Raw genomic sequence first — 21,132 nt, 5'->3', positions numbered from 1 at the left:
ATTACACTCTCCACATAAAAAAAGCCTACTCCCACAAGTAGGCTTTTGAAACTACGAAAGTTTTGTTAATAATTGATTTAAATCTTTTTTCGTTTTCGTCGTTAATGACTTCATTTTAGTAATATCTATCTTTTCTTTCTCCGCCCCTACAATTAACGGATACATACTTTGTCCAATTGTTTTATATTCAGCTGGGTGTGATGTTTCTAACTCTTTCTCAATTACATCCCACTTTGCATTAATTTGTTTTCCAAGTTTATTTACTGTATCCAATTTCGGATTAGCAGCTAACTGCTTATCTAAGCTATCAACTAATGCAGCAACTTCTTTCACACTCGTTTTCACAGCTACACTTTTCTTCGGATCTTTCGTTGTTTTTCCGTCTGAGTTTGTACTTGTACTTTGATCTGTTGTTTTCCCGCTAGTTGTTTGATCATTCGTCTTTCCTGTCGTCTCTTTTTCTTTTGTTTTTACATTCTCGTTTTGAGTTGACGTTTTACCGTTACTTTCTGTTCCCGATGATTCTTTCGTGTTTTTTGTATCTTTATCTGTTTTTTCATTTGAAGAAGTATTTGTTTCTTTTTCAGTATCTTTCGTTGTTTTTGACGCTTCATCTGCACTTGTCGTTTTTGATTCTCCTTCATTTTGCGCTGTTACTTGCTCTTTCTTTTCTGTATCTTTATCTGCTGAAGGACTACAAGCTGCCATAGTAAGCATTGTACCAATTGTTATCGATGCGATAGCGACCTTTTTCATTTTCATATAAATCCCCCTATGTTTACGTTTTTATCCTCCCCTTTACGATTCGATTTCCCCTTAAAAAATCCCTTTTCATACGAATTACCATCTTTCCGACAGTAATCTTCATAATAATACGTACAAAAACTGATAAATCAATTTGAATATTCGAGTTTCTTCTACTTCATTTTTCTTCTCTGTAGTAAAAGAAAAAGAGTATATTGTCACATGAAGAATTACGATTCTCATATGACGATATACTCTTCTATCAAATTTTTATCTTTCTTGACATTTTATTTATACAAAAAAAATAAAATTTTCTTTCGTTTTTTTTGTTTCTCAATAATTGTTAACATAATATATTTATGAGTAACCGCCATTCGAATGAATAATTTGCCCTGTAATCCATTTTGCTTCTTCACTGACTAAAAAAGAAATTAAGCGTGCTGCATCCACCGGTTCTCCTACTTTACCTTGTGGGAACTTCCATACTAAATGATGCTTCAGCTCCTCTGTAATCCATCCTGTATTCGTTGGTCCTGGATCAACAGCATTCACTGTAATCCCCTTCTCCATCGCAACTGGTGCTACTGATTTTGTAAATGCTTCAATTGCCCCTTTCGTTGCTGCGTATGCCAGTTCATCAGGCATTGGCCCGAGTGACTGTCCTGAAGTAAGGTTAATAATACTTCCACTCGCCTTGCTTGCATAATGTTTTATAAATAATGAACTTAATAACATAGTAGCCCGAACATTTACCGTATAATGTTTATCTAACTGTTCTACATTTAATTCTTCGATTCTCGTATGAGAAGCATACGCTGCATTATTAATTAATATAGATGGATCACCTAACCGTTCTGATACCATATAAAACAAACGATTCGGCGAATACGACTGCGATAAGTTGATTTCTGCCATTTCACATCGAACACCGTAACTTTCAATCTCCTCTTTCAACAAAAAAGGCTCTTTGTCATGCATTCCCCACGGCATCGCTTTATCATACTGAGACCAGTACGTGAAAAAAATGTCTATCCCTTTTTGAGCAAGCACCTTGCATACAGCTGCACCAATTCCATTTAAACGAGTTGCCCCTGTTACAATTGCTATTTTCTTCACCTTTTCTCCTCCATCTATGGATAAATCCTCTGCACGAATACAGAGGATCTATCTTTTTATTCAATATTTGACAATATACGTTCTGCACCTAATTTTAAAATTTTAATAAAGATATAATTTACTATCGTAAACATTACAAATAAAACGATAAACATAACCCACAGTCCGACATGAAGGAAGAAGTATAATAGACTTACTCCCGCTACAATAACTAAAGCTATTAAAATATTAGCTAAAAAATTCCACAAAGTTGTATAGCGGCTCTTAAATAATTTCTGCTCTGTATCCCAATGTATATCTGCAGTTTGCGCGTCCCAGCGTGTACCAATTAAATTAATTAACAGTAAGCCGTTCGCACTTAGTAAAAACCACAGTAACATGAAAACAGGAGAAATCCCCGCTACAACTGCCATTGTAATACCGAACACTGCTAAAATAATTACATTAATTAACCAAGCAGTGATTGCTTTCGCAAAAAAGATATCCGAAGCTTTTACAGGTAAATATCGATTCACAAACCAAGAGCTTCCATCACGTGAGAATGAAGTTGTTGCGATGACGTTACTTCCCATTAAGAATAAAGAGGCACAAAGGCCAACGCCAATTGCAAGACCTGCTGATTTTGGATTATTAATATAACTCGTAATCCATTTTAAATTTCCATCTTGTACAAATAAAACGAAGAACAACATAATCGGCATAACGAAAGTTTGTACGATACAATTTAAGAAAAATTGTGGTGTACGGAATAACGTTTTAAATTCTTTTTTCACATACGCTTTCAAATGTGAACTTTGTACCGTTGATTTTTGTAAACCTTCTGCTGAAATGACCTCTTTTTTTGCTGTACTCGTTGAAAGTCCAATAACCCCTTTTAAATATGTACGCTCTGCAATGTAATAAAACAACACAAAAAACACAAATGAAATAAGTGCAAAGATTATTACGTATAAAGGTCCCTTCCAATTTGCGTTTTCTACTAATGCCACTGCTCCAAAATATGTAGTTGGAAAATAGTTTGTCATTTGTACTAAAAGAGAAGATTGGTTGTTCGCAAGATAATTCGTAAGTGCATCTTCAGAAAACGAACTTTTATTTTTCCACTGTAAAAACACATTAATTCCTACAATAAATAGTATACTTACAATTCCAATAAATATATTTCCTCGGTCTTTATTTTTTGCTATATTTGTATACCTCATAATAACTGTCATCAGTAATGAAGCTAGTACTAACGGCACAATCGGGAAGAGTAAGTAAATAAAAATCATGTATATGTAATATGTAATAAATGCACTACTTTTTAACCCGTACGTAATAAATATTGGTAATAAAATGAATGAACTCATTACGTATTGTGTAATTAATACCGTTAAAAATTTCGCCGAAATAATTTGCGCTGGTTTTAATGGTAATGGTAGTAACATTTCAATGTCATTACTATAGTAAAATACAGTTAAAATGTTCGTTATACTCATTAAAAATACCCATATACTCGCAATCGCAAGTCCCATTGCGATAATCATTCCTGGATCTTGCCCTAAATGTATCATTCCCTCATACATTGCGTGCGTGATAGAACCAAATAGTAAAAAGCCGACAAATAAAATGGCTGCAAATGAAAATACATACGCCCATCGCTTCTTCTTATCTGTTATAAAATCTGCATAATTTAATTTTAATAATACTTTCGTTAACGTCCAAATTTTACTCATTGCCCGTCATCTCCAAGAACATTTTTTCAAGTGATTCATTGGATTTAAAATGATCTCTCATTTCATCTAAATTCCCTTTAAACTGAAGATTGCCCTTATTAATAATTGCAACGCGGTCACATATTTTTTCTGCTACTTCTAATACGTGTGTCGAGAAAAATACAATCTTTCCTTTATCCGCATGTTCTCTCATCATTTCTTTTAAAATATATGCGGATTTCGGATCAAGCCCCGTTAACGGTTCGTCTAAAATCCATACATCTGGCTCATGCACGAGCACACCAATAATAACGATTTTTTGTCTCATACCGTGCGAATAACTTTGAATTTGATCCGATAACGCATTGTAAAGATCAAATTTCTTCGCTAAAGACTCAATTCGCTCTTGTCGTACTTCTTTCGGCACTTCATACATATCTGCCATAAAGTTTAAATATTCAATTCCCTTTAATCGTAAAAACATATCTGGGCTATCTGGCACATAACCAAACGTCTTTTTCGCTTCCATCGGATTTTTCATAATATCTATACCGTTAATCGTAATCGTCCCTTTGTCCACCCCATGAATGCCAGTAATCATCTTAATTGTCGTTGATTTACCCGCACCATTCGGCCCTAAAAATCCAAAAATTTCTCCGCTAGGCACAGATAAACTTAAATCTTTTACTGCATAGGTAGACCCATTATAACTTTTTGACACATTCGTAATCTCAATCATTCCATCCAATCCTTTCCTTAATTACCAAATAACTATATCAACATTATAGCATACTTCTATTTTTATATTTTTTTATTTTTTTATTTTTCAGTTTTTTAACCTTTGAAATAAATATACAAGCCTATTCCAACGATTAAAACGACAGCTAGTATAATATAAATCATCGTAAGTCTTCTAATATTTCCCTTTGTTGCTTTACTATAATTTGCATCACCATTTCGCCCAATTAACACCGTTGCCACTACGGTAATGACTACAAGTAATACAACGATCATGATCCAAGTTAGCATACCTTCCTCCCCCTCCTTACAACCATTTTACAATATTATCCTCTTTATTTCGCAGCATATTTCCTCTTTTTACTATTATTATGAAAAGAATTGGAAAACTATTATTACTATACATTTTCATGTTTGATATATTTATAACATAACGTGAATTATTTCTAACATTGAAAGGAGAATCTATCGTGAAAACAACTTGGATAAAATATTTAGGATTTCTCGGTTTCTTCGGTTTCCTCGGCTTTTTTTACGACAAAGGCTTGTTTACTATGTTTTGTTTCTTCTCCTTTTTCACATCGTATAGAACGGTTCAACACGATGAACTATTTGAACAAATCGTCAATAAGTCGTGCCGCAATGCCTTTATCGTTACATTACTAACTACCGCTATCATTCTGTTTATTGAAATGTTATTTCCAAACCCGGCCCTACAAGAGATTGATATCGCTCTTATTTTCGGCACACTCATCCTTACATTCGGCTTCTCTATGTTCTTTTACGATAAACCTGTTGATGAAATGGAAGATGCACCATGGCGTTCGTAACGAAAATAAAAGAATACCGCGCCAAATTGAATATGACACAAGAAGATTTAGCAAAGGGCGTTGGTGTACGTCGTGAAACAATTAGCCACCTTGAAAAAGGAAAATACAACCCTTCCTTGCAGCTTGCTTACGATATAGCGAAGGCACTTCATAGTACGATTGATGAGATTTTTATTTTTGAGGATGAATAAAGTGAAACTTTAATCAGTGGGGGGGTTCTTCCCCCCCACTGATTATTAGTTGAACCAATCGGACTTTTATGGGCAGCCCGACCCCCACCTAACTTCTTTGCTTTCGCTGCATTTTGAGGTGGGGGTCTTACTGCCCATTAAAGTGGGATAAAAAATACCGGTATTCTTTTCACAAAGAATACCGGTATTTTTTATTTATACAACTATCACCCATACAAAACCGCATGAAATACGCCTAACAGTAAATATTGATCCTCTATATAATCTTCATCGTATACATTCATCTCGATATCATACATATCTTCCTCAAGACGAATATTCCAGTCTGCGATTACATAGCCTTTTCGTAATAACTTTCCCATCCCAAATGAAGTTTTGTGAACAACATATTCTTCTCTCTTATATGTAAAGGTAAATAAGAAATTTGCATCCAATAACTTTCCGTCACATACAAGTATTTCATGCTCTGCATCATGATTATCTTTATATGTTACTAAAATCTTTCTTTGGCGTTGCCTACTTACATCCTTTGCAATGACGCGAATGTTGTTCTTGCTATCCTTTATTTCATAAATGATATTACTACCGACTTTCGGAATGAAATCTAGCACTCTCATCAACGTATTTTTATAATAGCCTCGTACTGCGCCTACTCCTTCGCTTTCATTGTAAACCTCAATAGGCACCGTATCCGCTTTACTATCACACGGTCGTTTGTAAGAAAGCTGCATCATTCGCTCTCCTCTTAAGTATTGATCAAACGTCACAGGATATTCGATCGCGCGCAGCTCCTTATTTAGGTCATATAAATAACGCCCAACGCTCTCCACTAATGTTGTAGTAGAAATACTCTCCTGAAGTTCAAATTGTTGCCAACTGGAATAAATTCTCCACTGATCTTCCTCTTCATAAAAGAATCTGAGAATGACTTCATCACGATCAGGTGTTTCATAATTCATATGTACGTTCTGCCCGTGTTGCACTTGCTCCATCCACTGTCCTAAATAAATGCCTAGCTCTGCGACCTTCATAGGTGACTTTTGAAACAGTACGCTGTCACTCACGCGAATCGTTACATCCCCTTCGATAAAGCCCTTTGAATAAGCATCATACCGCGGCTCATCCTTCTGCGGGATATTCTTGTCTAACTCAAATAAAAACGTTAACATCCTTTATTCACCTCTAGTTGTTACACAGCTCTTGCCTATATTGACTGTAACTGAAAATATATCAATACAATTAAAATGAAGCTACTTTTTCTTTAGCCACTTCTAAAATTTGTAGAAGACTCTCCACTTCATAAGTCGGCTTAACACTTGCCTTATTCTCTTTCAAACTCGGATTATACCAACACGTATCAATGCCGTAATCTTCTCCGCCTCTCATATCAGAAGTGAGCGAATCTCCAACCATTAGTACACTTGATTTATCCGTAATCCCAAACTTTTCAAACGCATAATCAAAAATCTCACGTGCTGGTTTTTGATGGCCAACCTCTTCAGAAATAATGATATGTTCAAAGAAGTTACTTAAAGGTGAATTTCCGATTCTAGATTGCTGCACCTTCGTATATCCATTCGTAATGATGCCTAGCTTGCAATCTTGTAGATTCTCACATAATTGCACTGCGCCCTCAATAAGATGCACTTCTTTCCCTAAGTTTTCAAGATATACATCACTAAATTGCTGCGCATCTACTTCTATATTATGAAGTGCAAATAATTGTCTAAATCGATCTACCGCTAATTCACTTAACGTAATCATTTTATTTTCTAAATCTCTCCATAGCCCATTACTAATCTCTTTATAACTTGCAAGATAATCACTATACCCTGTAGGCATACCAAACTGTACAAACGCATTATGTAATGCGTGTTTTTCCGTTTCAGGGAAATCTAATAATGTATCGTCTACGTCGAATAATATAACTTTATATTTCATTATGCTCTCCTCAACTAGTACGTTATTTACAACTTGTATTTTCTCATTAATTGTCTCTTAAGTCGAATTTTTTTCTTTTACGAAAAGCAGCTGTCCAGAGATTTTACAGTTGTTTCAGACACACGAGTCATGTTATTCAAAAATAATTAATTGTGAAAATACTATAAATTTGAGATAATTTGGATAATAGATTCAAATTATAAACTGGCAATCCAGGAACTGTATTACTCTAGTTCTTATAGGAAGGGAGCGAAAAAAAATAGTAAATTCATGGGAAAGACCTAAAATAAAAATCCCAAAAACAAAAAGTGAATGGGTTGGAGATATTATTGGATATTCATTGTTCTTTGGATCAATCATTTTTTTGATTATCATTTGGGGAAGATTACCTGAGGAAGTACCCGCACATTATAACGCATATGGGGCTGTAGATCGTTGGGGATCCAAATGGGAGCTTTTACTTCTACCAGGAATAGGAGCATTTATACTCCTTTTAATGCAGACTTTAGAAAAGTTTCCAGAAGTTCATAACTATCCAAAAAGATTTAATGAATCGAATGCTGATCAGTTTTATTTAAATAGCAGAAAAATGCTTAATCAATTAAAAAATGTCTGTTTACTTATTTTTTCTTTCATCCAATTTGAAACAATTTCAATAGCTTTAAATTGGAGTGGCGGTTTTGGTAAATTATTTTTACCAATATTATTAATTGGGACAGCTATTCCAATTATTATAGGCATCATAAGGCAACGAAAAATTTCATAATGCAAACAACGATATTCGGTTATCAATCACTTTATGGAACAAAATTATATGAACAATAAGAAAAGGAGGCTAATCCACATCAGCCTCCCTCCCCATTATTTTTCCTCTAACAATAACTCTTTCATTTCCTCTAACGACTCTTTCGTAAAGCCTAAAGCTTTTTCAGCATACGCTTCAACTGAACCGTATTGCTTTTTCACTTCATCAATCGCAGCTTGTAAATATTCAGCGCGCGCTTCGAACATCGCACCTAATATCGCTCTACTCTCATCATTTTGTAGTTTTCCACCTAAAAAGGCCATCATTTTCTCATTTAGCTTTTCACGGAATCCGTTACTTAATAAGTAATCTTCCATTACTGTTTTCTCTGGTACACCTAGCAAAAGTAATAATAATGCTGATCCAAATCCAGTACGGTCTTTCCCAGCTGTACAGTGGTTTACTAACGGTAAGTTTTCCGGGTCTTGCGCTAAGTTTAAGAAGCTCACGAATGCTTCGTTACCACTTACGAAGTCTTGATTCATTTTCACAAGATACTCACCTGGTTTTCCTAACATAGAAAGGTCACCAACTTGGAAAAATTCATTTATATTTAAATCTTTTGCCAAGTCCTGCATAACTGGTAAGCACACTTGACGAGCGCCTGTAATCTCAGGGTTTGGCTTATGCTTCACTTCAAAGTCTGTACGGTAATCGCAAATTAACTTTAAACCAGACTTTTGTAAATACGCAATATCCCACTCTGTTAGTCCTGCTAATTCTTCAGAACGGTACAACTTGCCCCATTTTACTTTACGGCCTTCAAGCGTTTCATATCCGCCCATATCACGGAAGTTAAACGCTCCTTGTAATGGCAATCTACGCTCAGCTACTGTCACTGCTTGTCCATTACTACCTACTAGTCTAAAATATGGACGCTCATTGTCGCTCGGGTTTTCAATTGAATATGATGATTCTCCATTTACCGTTGCAAGTAATTCTCCTGTTTCTTCAATATGCTCTGGTGAAGTACTCCAGTAAATGCGAACTTCTTCTATATTATTTTCCCACTTTATATATAACGTATTGTCTTCATTTCTCTCTACAGTTGCTTGTAACCCATTTCTTTGCTGCTCCATTCTTTCACCAACACTTTCTCATATAATCGAATCTTACTCTATTTTATTATAGGAATATCTACTTTGTCGTTCTCATTTTTCTTTTTATCTTACAAACAGGCAAGAAGTTCTTTTACTTGTTCAAAATTTGTACATGGATTCTCACTAGATGATTGCCAGAGTATATCCTAAAACTTCCTCACATACCGCTCAGTACAACTTAGCAGCTGACATCCGTTCTTTTCAAAAGCATCTTTCATCCACTCATTTTGTGCATTTGTCTCACCGATATAATAAGATGCTCCTATTTCTTTTAAGACAAACATTGCTCCTGTAAAGAATGCTGCTTCGTATCCTTTATTTCGCATATTTGGAGCGACTGCGAAATACATAAGTTTTCCTTCTTCTAACGTACCTCTCTCAATATGCGGGATTACAATTCCGATCGGCTCTTCATTAATACTCGCAGTTAAACAATGTTCTTTCCATTGCTCCCCAATTTCCTGTAGCATCATATTTACAAATTGATCATAAGTGACTTGTTCTTCCGTCATCTCACTCCAAAGAGAATAAAAAGCATCTTCACCTACTTCTTCAATCAACTTAAAATCAATGTCACTTTCTACATCTTCTACTTCATATATATCCTTACATACAATCATGTTTTCCGTAACATATTCAAATGAATACGTTTCGAAACATTTCTTATACACATCATAATTTGGGCTTTTTGAAGAAATCTCAAAATGTATGTTTTCTATTCCCTCTTTTTCAGCCTCAGCAACACAATACTGCATCATTTCCTTTAATTGCTCTTCTGTAAAAACTTCTGCATTATTTTCTTTTATCATGATTGAAGAATCATTTCTTCTTATTTTAAAATGTTTTTCTAACTGTTCTATAGTCTTCATATACTTCCCTCATCTATGTCATACTTGAATTTCTACTTGTTCTCCTTGCATGAGCAGGATTGTCCTTGAATATATAGAATACTAGAAAACATCGCATCTTTAAAGTGCGGAGGAGGTTCTCCATTGGATATTACAGCATTGCAACAACAGTTAGAGCTTATACAACAAAATGACTATACGCAACTGCAACATATAGATATTAATGAGTTAACTTTGAACATGCTTCAGTATATCGGAACGACTGATAGTTACGTTCGTTACCAACTTATATATAAATGTTTTGCACATTTTATTCATCATGAATTTCTTATGGACGATCAACTAAAATTACTGTTGCAAACTTGTTTAAGTGATGAGTATTTATATTGTGACATATACTCCCCGCATTCAGATGGGGTTTTCACACGTTCTTACACTGTTTCGTTAATTGCGTTAATACTCCAATTCGCTAATTCGCACTACTTTTGTACGGAGGAGGATATCGAAGAAATAAAAAACAAACTCATTACATACACAAACTTAGAAACGGATTTTCGGGGCTATATCGAAAATAAAGGATGGGCTCATTGTCTTGCTCACGTATCTGATGCCTTTACGGAAATTGTTCATAATACGTATACAACTTTTGAATGGTACGAAGAGTTAATTCATTGTTTATTAAATAAAATCTTCATTCCATCTGACCTTTTTCATAATAACGAAGATGAACGCATCGTTACTCCTTTACTAGCGATGTTGTATCATGACTTTCCGCAAGACGAGTTAATTTCTATTATTCATAAAAAAATAAAAAGGCTTCCCCAAATTAGAAAACGCCTTTCGTTAAATGAATATTGTATTTTATGTGCCAACATTAAAACCTTTTTACGCACTTTATTTTTCAGAACGAAAGATGATCATAACTTAGCCTTTACAGCACGGAAAACAGAAAGAATGTTAAAAGAACTTCCTAATTATTATTAGCTATAAGGAGAACAACTATGGGGTATATCGAAGACATGAGAAATTTAGTAGGAAATCATCCACTGATTTTAATAGGTTCACACGCTATTATAGTAAATGAGAAAAATGAAATATTATTGCAGCTCCGTACAGACTTCAACCGCTGGGGCATCATTGGCGGCGCCTTAGAATATAACGAAACGTTAGAAGATGCTTTAAAGCGAGAAGTATATGAAGAAACTGGACTTATTATTAAAAATCCAGAACTATTCCGTACATACTCTGGACCAGATTACTTTCAAATCTATCCAAACGGCGATCAAGTACACGGTGTACTCGTTGTTTATATTTGCCGAGAATTTCACGGTGAGCTTGTATGTGATCAAACAGAATCAAAAGAATTACGTTTCTTTCCGCTTGATGAATTACCTAGTACTCTTCATCCAGTTATTGAGGGGATTCTTCGCGATTTTCATCACTCCAATTAAAGATAAAAATAAAACAGCCTCATCTCCCGTCATGATAATGCGAAATGAGGTTGTTCATGTTAGATCGTTATCTCAATCTGATTTCCTTCAGGATCACTTACTACACTTTCATAGTAACCATCCCCTGTAGTTCGTGGGCCGTTTAACACAGGGTATCCTGCTTCTTTTAATGTATTCGTTAATTCGTTCACTTTTTCTTCACTACCTACAGAAAAAGCAATATGTGCATATCCTATTGTTTGTGTTTGTAATGCATCATCTAACCCTACCTGCTTCATAAGTTCTAGACGCGCACCACCTTCAAAAGTTATAAAATAAGATTTAAATTGCTTTTTCGGATTATCATATAAGCTATTTTCTTCACCATTAAAATACTGTTTATAAAAATCACGCATTCCTTCTAAATCATTCACCCAAATTGCTACATGTTCAATTTTCATAATCGACACCTTTTCTTTTATGTTATTCAACTGACAATTGGATGCTTCATTGCCAGGACATTTAATTTTCTTTATTCGTTCTCGTAATCATAAGATCAAGTCCTAGACTTTTTAATCCATATAAATAATCTTCTTTCCAATTACTCACTGTTATTTTCGGAATATGTTCCGCCGGGATGTACTGCGGACAACTTTTTACAATTTGATCTATTACAAATTGATTCACTTCATCATCACAGAAGATAAAGGCATGAGGGTTAATAATAGCTATACATGTAGCGATTAAACGAGTAATAGCATCTATATTATATTCCTCTGGATTATTCGAATCTTCACTTCTCAAAGCTTGCAAGAAATTTTTATTATTATACTGCGGGACGAAAGATATCTCTCCTGAGAAAAATGTGCTTCCGCGTACGACATCTCCATTTACTATAATACCTGCACCTGGACCATTTTGACCGGAATACAAATATACAAGAGAGGAATTATCATAGTTTCCAGTGTTTTTATAATAACCAAGCACTGCAGCATTCATATCGTTTTCTATTACTACTGGTATAGAAAACTGTTCCTCCAAATGACTTTTCAAATTAAAATTTTGGAACTTTTCATATCCAGGAATATAAAAAATACGACCATTATCAACCGAACCAGGCACACCAATTGATATAGAGCTTATTTTCGGGAAGGTAGCGATAAGACCTTCAATATGTTTAGATAATAGATTTACGCCCGTATCAATTAACATACTTGAAGTACTTCCTTGTTCTTTTACTTCCCCTAAACAGTTGAAAATTGTATAGTTTGTTTCATTTTTTTCTAAAAATATCGCTAAACCTAACATATATTCTGGATTATATTCATATCGTTTCGCTCTTCTTCCACCACTTGAATCATCTAAACCAGCTAAAGTGACTTCACCGTCTTGTTTCATTTTTTCTATAAATTTACTTATCGTTGGAAAACTAATTTCTAATGTATTACTAAGCTCAACTTTCGTTGCACTACCTCGCTCTAGAAGAACTTTACGAATGCCGCGAAGGATCGTCTCTTTAATCGATTTTTGAGTAACAAATTGTTCACTCAAATCGCTCACCACCTTAATCAACATACTTATTAAACCCTTTTAATAAGTTGCGTTGACAATATATCATACATCATTTTCTAAAGCAATAGAGATGATATATTTCCGCTGCACGCACTCTCTGTTTTGCTTGATGCATTCATACAATTCCAGATAAGAGAACAAATAATAAAACAGCTAACAAGGTATTACGTATTCTGAATGATTCCCCTAGTATACCTAGCCGACTAAAAAGGCTGTATAACCGATGAGAGAAACTTACAGCAAACGAAAAAATCGGCAAAACAAATAAGAAAAAGAGCGTTTCAAGAAGTAAGTAATGTCTTCGTACGATTTTCCGCACTATTTTTCTTTATATGAAACATCTTTCACCTTTTCTATACGATACGACATCTGTTTATTCATGCACTCATAAAAAACGATTTCTACAAGTCTATCGTTTTAATAACTTTAGCTGGGTTACCTCCAACTACTACATTATTAGGTACATCTTTTGTCACAACCGCCCCTGAAGCAATTACAGCGTTGTCTCCAATTGAAACACCAGGGTTAATAATAGCGCCCCCGCCAACCCAAACATTGTTACCAATCTTTACAGGCTTCCCATATTCTTTGCCAGAATTCCGCTCTACTGGGTGTAAAGGATGTGTAGCAGTGTAAATGTGGACACCAGGTGCAAACATACAATTATCACCGATTCGAACTTCACAAACATCTAAAATCACACAATTGAAATTTGCGAAAAAGCTCTTTCCAACATGGATATTGTAGCCGTAATCACAACGAAAATCAGGATTAATTTGCGCTTTCCCATCAGCTGAAGAACCTAAAAGCTGATTTAATAATGTAAAACGCCTCTCATCTCCTGTCTCCATCGCCTCGTTATAAAGGCGTGTTAAACGTTTTGCCTTCACCCTATCAGCTACTAATTCTTCGTCATCCGCAATATACATTTCTCCCGCTAACATCTTTTCTTTTTCTGTTTTCATAGAATCATCTCCTTCGTAATCAAATGAACCCTACTTATTAAACATCTTTATTAAGTGACTTTCATTATACTTATTAAACACGTTTAATAAGCAACCCTATAGTAGCATACTTTTTAATATATGCAACTAATAAGTTTCAAAAGAATATGCGAACTCCTTGCTTTACTCATCGATATGACGAATAAGTTATAGAGAAAAAAGAGGGAACGCTCAGTGCTCCCTCTCAAATCCAATCCGTTTTTTAATTTCCGCTAAATTTACCTTCGCAATAGCCCGTGCCCTATCAGCACCTCTTTCTAATGCTTCATATAGTAAATTTGGCTCATTCATATACATTACATACTTCTCCCGAGGTCCAGCTAACTCACGGTCTACAACACGAAATAACTCTTTTTTCACATCGCCCCATCCGATTCCAGTCTCATATTTTTCACGTAACGACTGCATTTCATCTTCTGTCGCAAATTCTTTATATATTGTATATAACGTTTCTAGTTCTTTCGGTTCATTTGGAAGTGAAGAATCTGTTTTGATTTTAAATATTAACTTGCGTAGTTTTTCTTTCTCTGCAAATAATGGGATCACATTCCCGTAACTTTTACTCATCTTTCTTCCATCAAGCCCTGGTAATATTGCACCCTCTTCTTGTATGACATACTCCGGAAGTGTAAATGTCGTGCCAAAAGTATGATTAAAATACGTCGCAATATCACGCGCAATTTCAATATGCTGAATTTGGTCTTTTCCGACTGGCACATGCGTAGCCTGAAATAGCAATATGTCAGCTGCCATTAAGATCGGATACGTATATAACCCCATATTCACTCCGGCATCGACCTCTAAACCCGCCTCTTTATTTTGCTCTACCTTTGCTTTATATGCATGGGCACGGTTCATAAGCCCTTTCGGAGTTAGACAAGCTAATATCCAAGCTAATTCTAGAATCTCTGGTACTTCTGTTTGCCGATAAAAAATAACATCTTCCCCAAGTCCAAGCGATAACCAAGTAGCTGCTACCTCTTTCGTATAACTACTAAACTGGCTCGGATCATGCACAGCATTTAACGCGTGATAATCTGCTATAAAATACAATGCTTTTCCTTCATTCTTCTTTGACATTTGCAACGCAGGTTTAATTGCACCAATATAATTTCCTAAATGCGGATAACCTGTCGGCTTAATTCCTGTTAACATTATTTTGTCACTCATCCTAACTCCTCCTTTCTCAAAACAAAAGAGCCCCTCATCCTAAAAAAAGGACGAGAGACTCCCGCGGTACCACCTTAATTAGCTATCTTTATAGCTCACTTCACACTTCAATAACGGGAAGTAACCGTCTTTACCTACTCATTTCAGTTAGAAGCTCCAGAGCCCATTCCATATTCATTCCTTGCTGATTCCCACCACACATCAGCTCTCTGAAAAGTTTCGAATATGTACTCTTCTCTTTCATCGCTTTTCGTTATTTTTTTACAGTTTATCACATTTCACTTCTGAACAAACCAAAATTTTCTATTTTATATAGCAGGAATTTCCACTTCAATTGTCTAATATTATATAGGTTTGCAGAAATACTCGAAACAACTTTGGAGGTTTTTTCATGGTAAAATATATATCCATTGAAAAATTAAATTTATTAGAAATCGGTAGTTTACATTTTGAAAAACTAGATTTAGAGAAGTTTCCTTGTCTACAATACGCATATGAATGTGGCAAAATTGGTGGTACTACTCCTGCTGTATTAAACGCAGCAAATGAAATTGCGAATGCACTATTCTTAAAAAATGAAATTGCCTTTTTCGATATTGAAAAAACAATTTACAAAACAGTTGAAGCCCATCATAACGTAAAAGATCCTTCACTAGATGCTATATTAGAAGCGGATCAATGGGCACGCCAATATGCACATCAATTGTTAATAAAAAAGAGCTAAAACAGATAATACTGTTTTAGCTCTTTTTCCTACGTATTCAACTTAACAAATCGATAACCGTGCGTAACTAACACTTTTAGTATCGCATATCCTGGAATTGCTAAAATAATCCCCATAATTCCAAATAAATTTCCGGCAGTTAAAATAATAAAAATGATAGTAATCGGGTGAATATCTAGCTTTTTCCCCATGACTTGCGGAGAAATAAATTTACCTTCTGCTAATTGTACAACCATCATTACAATAATTACCTTTAAAACCATCCCCGGCGAATCAATAAACGCAATAATTAACGCTGGTGTAATTGCGATAATTGGTCCTACGTACGGAACGATATTTACAATCATCGCTAAAATAGCGAGTAGTACTGCATATTTAATACCGATAATAAGGTAACCAATTAATAGCATAATACCGATAAATAAGCTAACGATAATTTGTCCTCTAATATACGAGCTAATCGCATAATGCATATCGTCTAGTATTCTCATCGCTGCTGGTCGTCTTTGTTCTGAAATAAACTTTAAAAAGTGATTTGGTAATTGCTCACCATCTTTTAAAAGATAGAACAATATAAACGGAACCATTACAAACGTTAAAACGACCTCTGTAATAGTACTTAAAAATCCAGTTACATTTCCTGTTACTGATGATAAAGATTTCGTAAAATCAACTGTATAGTCTTTTACCATACTCGCTACATCAATATTTAAATTCTCCTGAATTTTTCCTAGTAAATTACTTTCCCCAAATCTACGTGCTGCTCGTTCAATTTCATGACCGAAATACGGTAAGTTATCTATTAATGCATCAATTTGATCTTTAATAATTGGAATAACCGTTAAAACTAAAAACACAAATAATCCAATTACGATTAAGTATATCGAGGCTATTGATACGATTCTTGAAACACCTTTCTTTTCTAAAAGCGAAACGAATGGATGCAAAATGTAAAATAGTACGCCCGCTAATAATACTGGGAAGAAAATTGTTTTTAAAAAGACGATAAACGGTGTAAAAACAAATGATATTTTTGTTAGTAATAAAATATTAATGAACAATAATGCAAACCCAAGTAACACTGCTAAATAATTGTGTTCTCTAAAAAATTTTTTCAACTTATCTCGTTTTCTTAAACTTACTTTCTCCAATAAAACCACCTCTTCGAATGATGAAAAGCCCTTATATAGGGCTTTTTATCATAATATAACTCTTTATTTCCTTGCAGCTTTCACTACAAATGATACAATAAGAACGAGAACAATTGATCCTAATAAAGCTGGTACAATATGAATACCACCTAGTGATGGACCCCAATCTCCAAATAATTTACCGCCTAACCAAGCTCCTAATAAACCAGCAATTATATTTCCAAACATGCCAGCAGGAAAGTCTTTACCTGTAATAGAACCTGCAATTGCACCTATAATAGCACCAACTATTAATGTGATAATCCACCCCATCTTTAGTCCTCCATTTCTATTATAGTGTAATTCAATTTAGCTACTAACTTATTGTGTAACTATGTAATTATTATATCCAAAAAAGAAAAATCTTGTCAAATCTATGAAAATACAGCCAACAAGGAGGTTTCTATTCTATGATTCAAAAATTAATAACAACTTCTCACAAAACTGCAACTTCTATTTTAAGCATTCAAATACCCGCTTATGAAATTGAGGCGAAATATATAAATAGTACAGCTATCCCTCGCCTTTATGATACTGTAGCCGATATTCAATCTTGTGATGAAATTTTTTACGGCTATTTTTTTGAAGATACACTTGCTGGGTTTATTTCTTTTAAAATGGATGAAGAGGAAGTAGATATTCATCGTTTAGTAGTATCCCCCGATCATTTTCATAAAGGGATTGCAACAAAACTACTACTTTATGTATTTGACATGTTCTCCCCTTCCAAAACATATATTGTACAAACAGGAAAAGAAAATACCCCTGCTCTGTCTTTATATAAAAAACATGGCTTTATTGAAATAAAGGAGATCATATTACCCGATGGAGTGGTTTTAACTTCGCTTAAAAAAATCAGAAAACAACAAATAGTTTGACTCATTGGTTTATTTATGTTATCTTTTACTTTATAAAACCTTTTGCTGAGTCCAAAATTTGGAGCGGGGGAACCATTTTTGTAGCTTTGCTACTTGGGGCGAATCTTATTTAAGTAGGGAAACTCTCACTTCCCGAGTCCGACAGCTAACCTCGTAAGCGTAATGGGAGAGGAAGGTGCTTTTTGCCTATGTTACACATTTTGCCTCCTTAATAATAAATATGGGATCGATACCAAATAAGTCACCTATATTTATAGAAAAGGAGAAATGTATAATGTTACGTTTATCTGATCACGCAATAAAAATGATGGAGCAAAGACTTCGACTCGAACAACATCGCACATATCAAGCAAATAAAATTGTAGATAACTTACATCACAAATACTTCTTTCAACATATTTTTCAACCGAAGAGATAAGTACTAACCTGTAATAAAATACAGCGTACACTGAAAAAAGTGTACGCTGTATTTTTCATTTTCTTGCCTTAATAATAAAAGTAGTCGGCACCATTCTAGCTTTATGTAAAGAATAATATTTCGTAGACGGCTCAGCTAGTTCTTCATCAAACAAGCTCGATGGTTCAGGCTCTTCTATTCTCTCAATTGTAAATCCAGCTCTATGTAACTCATTTATGTATGTACTCATTTTTCTTTTATATAACGTTGCTTGTACATTTTCCCCTTTAAATGTTTCAAACGTAATAGGAGTTTCTTCATGATAAGACGAGCTGAAAGCAATCTCCTCTGTTCCATACATTAAGTTTGAATATACGGGATGCTCCCAGCTAAAAACAAAGCTTCCTCCTGGCTTTACATACGAATAAATCAATTCCAACGTTTTTCTTAAATCTGAAGTCCAACCTAATGCATAAATGGAATATACAATATCAAAATACCCTTTCGGAATATCCACTTCCTCTTCCATTGCTCCACATATTAACTTTGGATTCCACGACTGTAATGTTTTATGTGCCGTTTCGATTTGTGTGCTCGAAAGATCGAGTCCCCACAATTCTTCTGCGCCATGTTCCGCCATATATTGCAGCGAATGCCCACTTCCGCATCCAATATCAAGTACCTTTTTACCTTTAATTGAATCGAACAAATGAATCTCATCTTCAGACGCTGTATACGGGCCATATTTCGGTAAACAATCCACTTGAAAGAAATAAGGTGCAACTGTATCCCAACACTTTTTATTTAAAGCTAACATTTGTGTACCTTTCATATGCTACATTCCCCCATCCATTTTCTTCCCCTACTATTAATTACACATTATAACCCCTTCTTCCTTTTCTCTTCGCTCGGTAATTTTTCACTTTTGCAATTGTACCGCATGCTCTGCCTCCTTCTTCACCAGCATACATACCGCACCATCTTTTGCTTCCGTTTCGCGAATGATCATAAAATACCCAGCGACAATCTGGACATGCTTTTAACCTTCCCCACAAATTTTCTTGAATCGAGATAAACACAATGCTTAATATTTTTGTATACACATTCTCTTCGTATACTGGTTCATATGTAATACCTTTCATATCTTCCTTTATATGTACATGAAATGGGTATTCCTCTAACCATTTTTGCAATGATCCCTCACCTTCAATTGCCGCCCGAATATCTTCTCGAAAACTTTTTAATTCTTCTATCGTATGAAATAGAAGCTCTTCATGAAAAGTTTCTTTCATAAATTTCTTTATATCCTCTTCTGTTTGCAGCAAATCAATTGGCTCTCTCGTATCGTTTGGTATTCTCCATGTATTTAAAAATTCCCGAATATATTCTAGTTCATTTGGAGCGTTTTGATTCAATTCGATCCACCTTCTTCTTAAAATTTACTTTTTTCTGACTTTATGTATAATTATAATATAAAATAGTTAACCATCAAATAATTTTACTGGTTACATAATTAGGAGGATTTCTATGAAAAGTTTCTCAACACCGATACGTTTCATGCTTATTTCTTCATTTTTTATGTCTTTTGGTTATTTTGCAGTATACGCATTTTTAGCTATTTATCTATTAACCTTTCTTCATTTTTCAACTTTTCAAGTCGGAACAGTGTTGACAGTTATAATAATTACATCACGAGTTATCCCTTTATTCTCAGGATTAATTGCTGACAAAATAGGCTATATCATTATGATGGTAGCCGGTTTATTTTTGAGAGGAATCGGATTTATCGCTTTAGGAATATGCTCTGATTTCTATACAATTTCTATTTCTTCTGCACTTATTGGCTTCGGAACAGCATTTTACGAACCTGCCGCTCGCGCTATATTTGGCTCACAGCCAGCTCATTTGAGAAAAAATTTATTTACATATTTAAACCTTAGCTTTAATTGCGGTGCAATAATCGGACCAATTGCAGGAGGGTTTTTACTCTTACTCGATCCAATCTATGCTTTCTCTCTAACAGGATCTCTTATGCTGATATTCGCTTTAATCTTTTACTTACTTAAAAATCACTTCCAAGTCACTACTGAAAACACGTCTATTACATTAGGAATACAGGCCATCTTACAAAACAAGTCTTTTCTTCTGTTTTCCTTTATCATGATTTTCTTCTATATTATGTTTACTCAGCTTACTGTCGCACTTCCACTTCATATGAAAAACATTAGTAATAGCAATCAACTTGCTACATTAGTCATTACGATAAATGCAATAACAGGCGTCATATTTATGGTGTTATTCCGAAAACTATTCCACAAATACAACACGCTTTCATTTATTAAATACGGTATTTTATTAATGGGTATTTCCTTTTTACTCATACCTTTATTTCAACACCCATATTGGCTATTTATTTGTGTAATTTTCTTTACAATTGGTGAAACACTCGTGTTACCTAACGCTGATATCGCTATTGCAAATTACAGTAATGAATCATATACAGCTACATTCTTCGGATTTTATCAACTATCACTCGCATTTGGTTTTATCATCGGTAATTATACCGGTACATGGTTTACATCCAACTTAAACGGAATGTATACAACCTGGCTTATTTTCGGCGGAATAGGGCTTATAGGTTTTATTTCACTTCATATTTTAAATATAAAAAAGAAGGGCTCTAGAGAAAATATAGACCTACTAGAAAAATACTGATACTCAACAATAAGTAAACTTTTCAATCTCTCTTAAATTGGATAG

The 21,132-nt window shown here is 34.6% G+C and carries 25 protein-coding genes, 2 pseudogenes, 1 riboswitch and 1 other annotated feature; of the genes and pseudogenes, 9 read left to right on the top strand and 18 right to left on the bottom strand.

Going from position 1 to position 21,132, the window contains the following annotated elements; genetic code table 11:
• Positions 1 to 51 precede the first annotated feature (51 nt).
• The 5 genes from ACTFSI_RS18100 to ACTFSI_RS18080 all read right to left on the bottom strand — a co-directional run bounded on the left by ACTFSI_RS18100 (position 52) and on the right by ACTFSI_RS18080 (position 4,583).
• Positions 52 to 762, bottom strand: coding sequence for a hypothetical protein (locus ACTFSI_RS18100; protein WP_001968986.1), 711 nt, complete (start codon positions 760 to 762; stop codon positions 52 to 54).
• A 339-nt stretch (positions 763 to 1,101) separates the two neighbouring features.
• Positions 1,102 to 1,860: an SDR family oxidoreductase gene (locus tag ACTFSI_RS18095; protein WP_061658606.1), complete on the bottom strand. Its 759-nt coding sequence runs from the start codon at positions 1,858 to 1,860 to the stop codon at positions 1,102 to 1,104.
• A gap of 56 nt (positions 1,861 to 1,916) precedes the next feature.
• Complete coding sequence (locus tag ACTFSI_RS18090; protein WP_098320620.1) at positions 1,917 to 3,575, bottom strand: putative ABC transporter permease subunit; 1,659 nt, start codon at positions 3,573 to 3,575, stop codon at positions 1,917 to 1,919.
• Entirely contained in the window at positions 3,568 to 4,293 is a 726-nt protein-coding gene (locus ACTFSI_RS18085; protein ID WP_088122691.1) for an ABC transporter ATP-binding protein, read from the bottom strand. Before ACTFSI_RS18085 ends, ACTFSI_RS18090 begins: the two co-directional genes overlap by 8 nt.
• A 95-nt stretch (positions 4,294 to 4,388) precedes the next feature.
• Positions 4,389 to 4,583 carry a hypothetical protein gene (locus tag ACTFSI_RS18080; RefSeq protein WP_440045534.1) on the bottom strand — a complete coding sequence of 65 codons (195 nt, stop codon included), beginning with the start codon at positions 4,581 to 4,583 and terminating at the stop codon, positions 4,389 to 4,391.
• Positions 4,584 to 4,762: 179 nt separating this feature from the next.
• Between ACTFSI_RS18080 and ACTFSI_RS18075 the strand changes: the two genes are divergently transcribed.
• Together ACTFSI_RS18075 and ACTFSI_RS18070 are read left to right on the top strand one after the other, a co-directional pair.
• A complete protein-coding gene (locus tag ACTFSI_RS18075; protein WP_001968997.1) occupies positions 4,763 to 5,122 on the top strand; it encodes a DUF3796 domain-containing protein in 360 nt (119 codons plus the stop codon).
• On the top strand, positions 5,110 to 5,313 hold the full coding sequence (locus ACTFSI_RS18070) for a helix-turn-helix transcriptional regulator (RefSeq protein WP_098253985.1): 204 nt from the start codon (positions 5,110 to 5,112) through the stop codon (positions 5,311 to 5,313). Before ACTFSI_RS18075 ends, ACTFSI_RS18070 begins: the two co-directional genes overlap by 13 nt.
• A 206-nt stretch (positions 5,314 to 5,519) precedes the next feature.
• Here ACTFSI_RS18070 and ACTFSI_RS18065 read toward each other — a convergent pair whose 3' ends face one another.
• Entirely contained in the window at positions 5,520 to 6,482 is a 963-nt protein-coding gene (locus ACTFSI_RS18065; protein WP_042514815.1) for a tubby C-terminal domain-like protein, read from the bottom strand.
• A gap of 70 nt (positions 6,483 to 6,552) precedes the next feature.
• A complete protein-coding gene (locus ACTFSI_RS18060) occupies positions 6,553 to 7,254 on the bottom strand; it encodes a YjjG family noncanonical pyrimidine nucleotidase (RefSeq protein ID WP_061658602.1) in 702 nt (233 codons plus the stop codon).
• A 340-nt stretch (positions 7,255 to 7,594) separates the two neighbouring features.
• On the opposite strand from ACTFSI_RS18060, the gene ACTFSI_RS18055 reads away from it, so the two are divergent.
• Positions 7,595 to 8,020: a DUF1648 domain-containing protein gene (locus ACTFSI_RS18055; RefSeq protein WP_033691872.1), complete on the top strand. Its 426-nt coding sequence runs from the start codon at positions 7,595 to 7,597 to the stop codon at positions 8,018 to 8,020.
• Positions 8,021 to 8,115: 95 nt separating this feature from the next.
• Here the strand turns inward: ACTFSI_RS18055 and ACTFSI_RS18050 are convergent, their stop codons facing one another.
• Positions 8,116 to 9,138, bottom strand: coding sequence for a tyrosine-protein phosphatase (locus ACTFSI_RS18050; RefSeq protein WP_440045533.1), 1,023 nt, complete (start codon positions 9,136 to 9,138; stop codon positions 8,116 to 8,118).
• Between the two features lie 167 nt (positions 9,139 to 9,305).
• Positions 9,306 to 10,028, bottom strand: coding sequence for a GNAT family N-acetyltransferase (locus ACTFSI_RS18045; RefSeq protein WP_440045532.1), 723 nt, complete (start codon positions 10,026 to 10,028; stop codon positions 9,306 to 9,308).
• Positions 10,029 to 10,151: 123 nt separating this feature from the next.
• Between ACTFSI_RS18045 and ACTFSI_RS18040 the strand changes: the two genes are divergently transcribed.
• Together ACTFSI_RS18040 and ACTFSI_RS18035 are read left to right on the top strand one after the other, a co-directional pair.
• Positions 10,152 to 10,991: a DUF2785 domain-containing protein gene (locus tag ACTFSI_RS18040; protein ID WP_044793198.1), complete on the top strand. Its 840-nt coding sequence runs from the start codon at positions 10,152 to 10,154 to the stop codon at positions 10,989 to 10,991.
• A 17-nt stretch (positions 10,992 to 11,008) separates the two neighbouring features.
• Positions 11,009 to 11,458 carry an NUDIX hydrolase gene (locus tag ACTFSI_RS18035; RefSeq protein WP_048556794.1) on the top strand — a complete coding sequence of 150 codons (450 nt, stop codon included), beginning with the start codon at positions 11,009 to 11,011 and terminating at the stop codon, positions 11,456 to 11,458.
• A gap of 59 nt (positions 11,459 to 11,517) precedes the next feature.
• On the opposite strand, the gene ACTFSI_RS18030 is transcribed toward ACTFSI_RS18035, so the two are convergent.
• The 5 genes and pseudogenes from ACTFSI_RS18030 to ACTFSI_RS18010 form a co-directional block, all read right to left on the bottom strand.
• Positions 11,518 to 11,898, bottom strand: a complete 381-nt coding sequence (locus ACTFSI_RS18030) for a VOC family protein (protein WP_000687562.1) — start codon at positions 11,896 to 11,898, stop codon at positions 11,518 to 11,520.
• Between the two features lie 61 nt (positions 11,899 to 11,959).
• Positions 11,960 to 12,988, bottom strand: coding sequence for an ROK family transcriptional regulator (locus ACTFSI_RS18025; protein ID WP_000003022.1), 1,029 nt, complete (start codon positions 12,986 to 12,988; stop codon positions 11,960 to 11,962).
• Positions 12,989 to 13,124: 136 nt separating this feature from the next.
• A pseudogene (locus tag ACTFSI_RS18020) lies at positions 13,125 to 13,243 on the bottom strand (MFS transporter); the annotation flags it as partial.
• A 167-nt stretch (positions 13,244 to 13,410) separates the two neighbouring features.
• Positions 13,411 to 13,974 (bottom strand): maltose O-acetyltransferase, encoded by a 564-nt coding sequence (locus ACTFSI_RS18015; protein ID WP_060631613.1) that lies wholly within the window; start codon positions 13,972 to 13,974, stop codon positions 13,411 to 13,413.
• A gap of 210 nt (positions 13,975 to 14,184) precedes the next feature.
• The gene (locus tag ACTFSI_RS18010) at positions 14,185 to 15,183 is read right to left on the bottom strand and encodes a tryptophan--tRNA ligase (RefSeq protein WP_440045531.1); all 999 of its coding nucleotides are present in this window, start codon (positions 15,181 to 15,183) and stop codon (positions 14,185 to 14,187) included.
• 43 nt (positions 15,184 to 15,226) lie between these two features.
• Positions 15,227 to 15,436: a binding site (T-box leader), on the bottom strand.
• A gap of 153 nt (positions 15,437 to 15,589) precedes the next feature.
• On the opposite strand from ACTFSI_RS18010, the pseudogene ACTFSI_RS18005 reads away from it, so the two are divergent.
• Positions 15,590 to 15,907, top strand: a pseudogene (locus ACTFSI_RS18005) (1-deoxy-D-xylulose-5-phosphate reductoisomerase); the annotation flags it as partial.
• A gap of 29 nt (positions 15,908 to 15,936) precedes the next feature.
• On the opposite strand, the gene ACTFSI_RS18000 reads toward ACTFSI_RS18005, so the two are convergent.
• Entirely contained in the window at positions 15,937 to 17,058 is a 1,122-nt protein-coding gene (locus ACTFSI_RS18000; RefSeq protein ID WP_000416969.1) for an AI-2E family transporter, read from the bottom strand.
• 63 nt (positions 17,059 to 17,121) lie between these two features.
• Positions 17,122 to 17,370 (bottom strand): GlsB/YeaQ/YmgE family stress response membrane protein, encoded by a 249-nt coding sequence (locus ACTFSI_RS17995; protein WP_000539717.1) that lies wholly within the window; start codon positions 17,368 to 17,370, stop codon positions 17,122 to 17,124.
• 137 nt (positions 17,371 to 17,507) lie between these two features.
• On the opposite strand from ACTFSI_RS17995, the gene ACTFSI_RS17990 reads away from it, so the two are divergent.
• Both ACTFSI_RS17990 and ACTFSI_RS17985 read left to right on the top strand, forming a co-directional pair.
• Positions 17,508 to 17,975 carry a GNAT family N-acetyltransferase gene (locus ACTFSI_RS17990; protein ID WP_242261193.1) on the top strand — a complete coding sequence of 156 codons (468 nt, stop codon included), beginning with the start codon at positions 17,508 to 17,510 and terminating at the stop codon, positions 17,973 to 17,975.
• A 33-nt stretch (positions 17,976 to 18,008) separates the two neighbouring features.
• Positions 18,009 to 18,151, top strand: a riboswitch (cyclic di-AMP (ydaO/yuaA leader).
• A gap of 98 nt (positions 18,152 to 18,249) precedes the next feature.
• On the top strand, positions 18,250 to 18,393 hold the full coding sequence (locus ACTFSI_RS17985) for a hypothetical protein (protein ID WP_000945244.1): 144 nt from the start codon (positions 18,250 to 18,252) through the stop codon (positions 18,391 to 18,393).
• A 55-nt stretch (positions 18,394 to 18,448) separates the two neighbouring features.
• On the opposite strand, the gene ACTFSI_RS17980 is transcribed toward ACTFSI_RS17985, so the two are convergent.
• Positions 18,449 to 19,204, bottom strand: a complete 756-nt coding sequence (locus tag ACTFSI_RS17980; protein ID WP_070806547.1) for a class I SAM-dependent methyltransferase — start codon at positions 19,202 to 19,204, stop codon at positions 18,449 to 18,451.
• Positions 19,205 to 19,244: 40 nt separating this feature from the next.
• Positions 19,245 to 19,787, bottom strand: a complete 543-nt coding sequence (locus ACTFSI_RS17975; RefSeq protein WP_044793208.1) for a CGNR zinc finger domain-containing protein — start codon at positions 19,785 to 19,787, stop codon at positions 19,245 to 19,247.
• Positions 19,788 to 19,899: 112 nt separating this feature from the next.
• Between ACTFSI_RS17975 and ACTFSI_RS17970 the strand changes: the two genes are divergently transcribed.
• On the top strand, positions 19,900 to 21,087 hold the full coding sequence (locus tag ACTFSI_RS17970; RefSeq protein ID WP_000834876.1) for an MDR family MFS transporter: 1,188 nt from the start codon (positions 19,900 to 19,902) through the stop codon (positions 21,085 to 21,087).
• The last annotated feature ends 45 nt before the right edge of the window (positions 21,088 to 21,132 follow it).

The sequence above is a fragment of the Bacillus cereus group sp. MYBK101-2 genome (genome assembly GCF_051918845.1).
Lineage (GTDB): Bacteria > Bacillota > Bacilli > Bacillales > Bacillaceae_G > Bacillus_A > Bacillus_A paranthracis.
Note: the sequence above shows the minus strand (reverse complement) of the source record. Positions and strands in the feature narration are given on the sequence as shown.

Bases quoted from the DNA above. Each gene is read 5' to 3' on its own strand.
- ACTFSI_RS18100 (WP_001968986.1), bottom strand. From the start codon at position 762: ATGAAAATGAAAAAGGTCGCTATCGCATCGATAACAATTGGTACAATG.
- ACTFSI_RS18090 (WP_098320620.1), bottom strand. From the start codon at position 3,575: ATGAGTAAAATTTGGACGTTAACGAAAGTATTATTAAAATTAAATTAT.
- ACTFSI_RS18085 (WP_088122691.1), bottom strand. From the start codon at position 4,293: ATGATTGAGATTACGAATGTGTCAAAAAGTTATAATGGGTCTACCTAT.
- ACTFSI_RS18080 (WP_440045534.1), bottom strand. From the start codon at position 4,583: ATGCTAACTTGGATCATGATCGTTGTATTACTTGTAGTCATTACCGTA.
- ACTFSI_RS18070 (WP_098253985.1), top strand. From the start codon at position 5,110: ATGGCGTTCGTAACGAAAATAAAAGAATACCGCGCCAAATTGAATATG.
- ACTFSI_RS18065 (WP_042514815.1), bottom strand. From the start codon at position 6,482: ATGTTAACGTTTTTATTTGAGTTAGACAAGAATATCCCGCAGAAGGAT.
- ACTFSI_RS18060 (WP_061658602.1), bottom strand. From the start codon at position 7,254: ATGAAATATAAAGTTATATTATTCGACGTAGACGATACATTATTAGAT.
- ACTFSI_RS18050 (WP_440045533.1), bottom strand. From the start codon at position 9,138: ATGGAGCAGCAAAGAAATGGGTTACAAGCAACTGTAGAGAGAAATGAA.
- ACTFSI_RS18045 (WP_440045532.1), bottom strand. From the start codon at position 10,028: ATGAAGACTATAGAACAGTTAGAAAAACATTTTAAAATAAGAAGAAAT.
- ACTFSI_RS18035 (WP_048556794.1), top strand. From the start codon at position 11,009: ATGGGGTATATCGAAGACATGAGAAATTTAGTAGGAAATCATCCACTG.
- ACTFSI_RS18030 (WP_000687562.1), bottom strand. From the start codon at position 11,898: ATGAAAATTGAACATGTAGCAATTTGGGTGAATGATTTAGAAGGAATG.
- ACTFSI_RS18015 (WP_060631613.1), bottom strand. From the start codon at position 13,974: ATGAAAACAGAAAAAGAAAAGATGTTAGCGGGAGAAATGTATATTGCG.
- ACTFSI_RS18010 (WP_440045531.1), bottom strand. From the start codon at position 15,183: ATGAGTGACAAAATAATGTTAACAGGAATTAAGCCGACAGGTTATCCG.
- ACTFSI_RS17995 (WP_000539717.1), bottom strand. From the start codon at position 17,370: ATGGGGTGGATTATCACATTAATAGTTGGTGCTATTATAGGTGCAATT.
- ACTFSI_RS17990 (WP_242261193.1), top strand. From the start codon at position 17,508: ATGATTCAAAAATTAATAACAACTTCTCACAAAACTGCAACTTCTATT.
- ACTFSI_RS17985 (WP_000945244.1), top strand. From the start codon at position 18,250: ATGTTACGTTTATCTGATCACGCAATAAAAATGATGGAGCAAAGACTT.
- ACTFSI_RS17980 (WP_070806547.1), bottom strand. From the start codon at position 19,204: ATGAAAGGTACACAAATGTTAGCTTTAAATAAAAAGTGTTGGGATACA.
- ACTFSI_RS17970 (WP_000834876.1), top strand. From the start codon at position 19,900: ATGAAAAGTTTCTCAACACCGATACGTTTCATGCTTATTTCTTCATTT.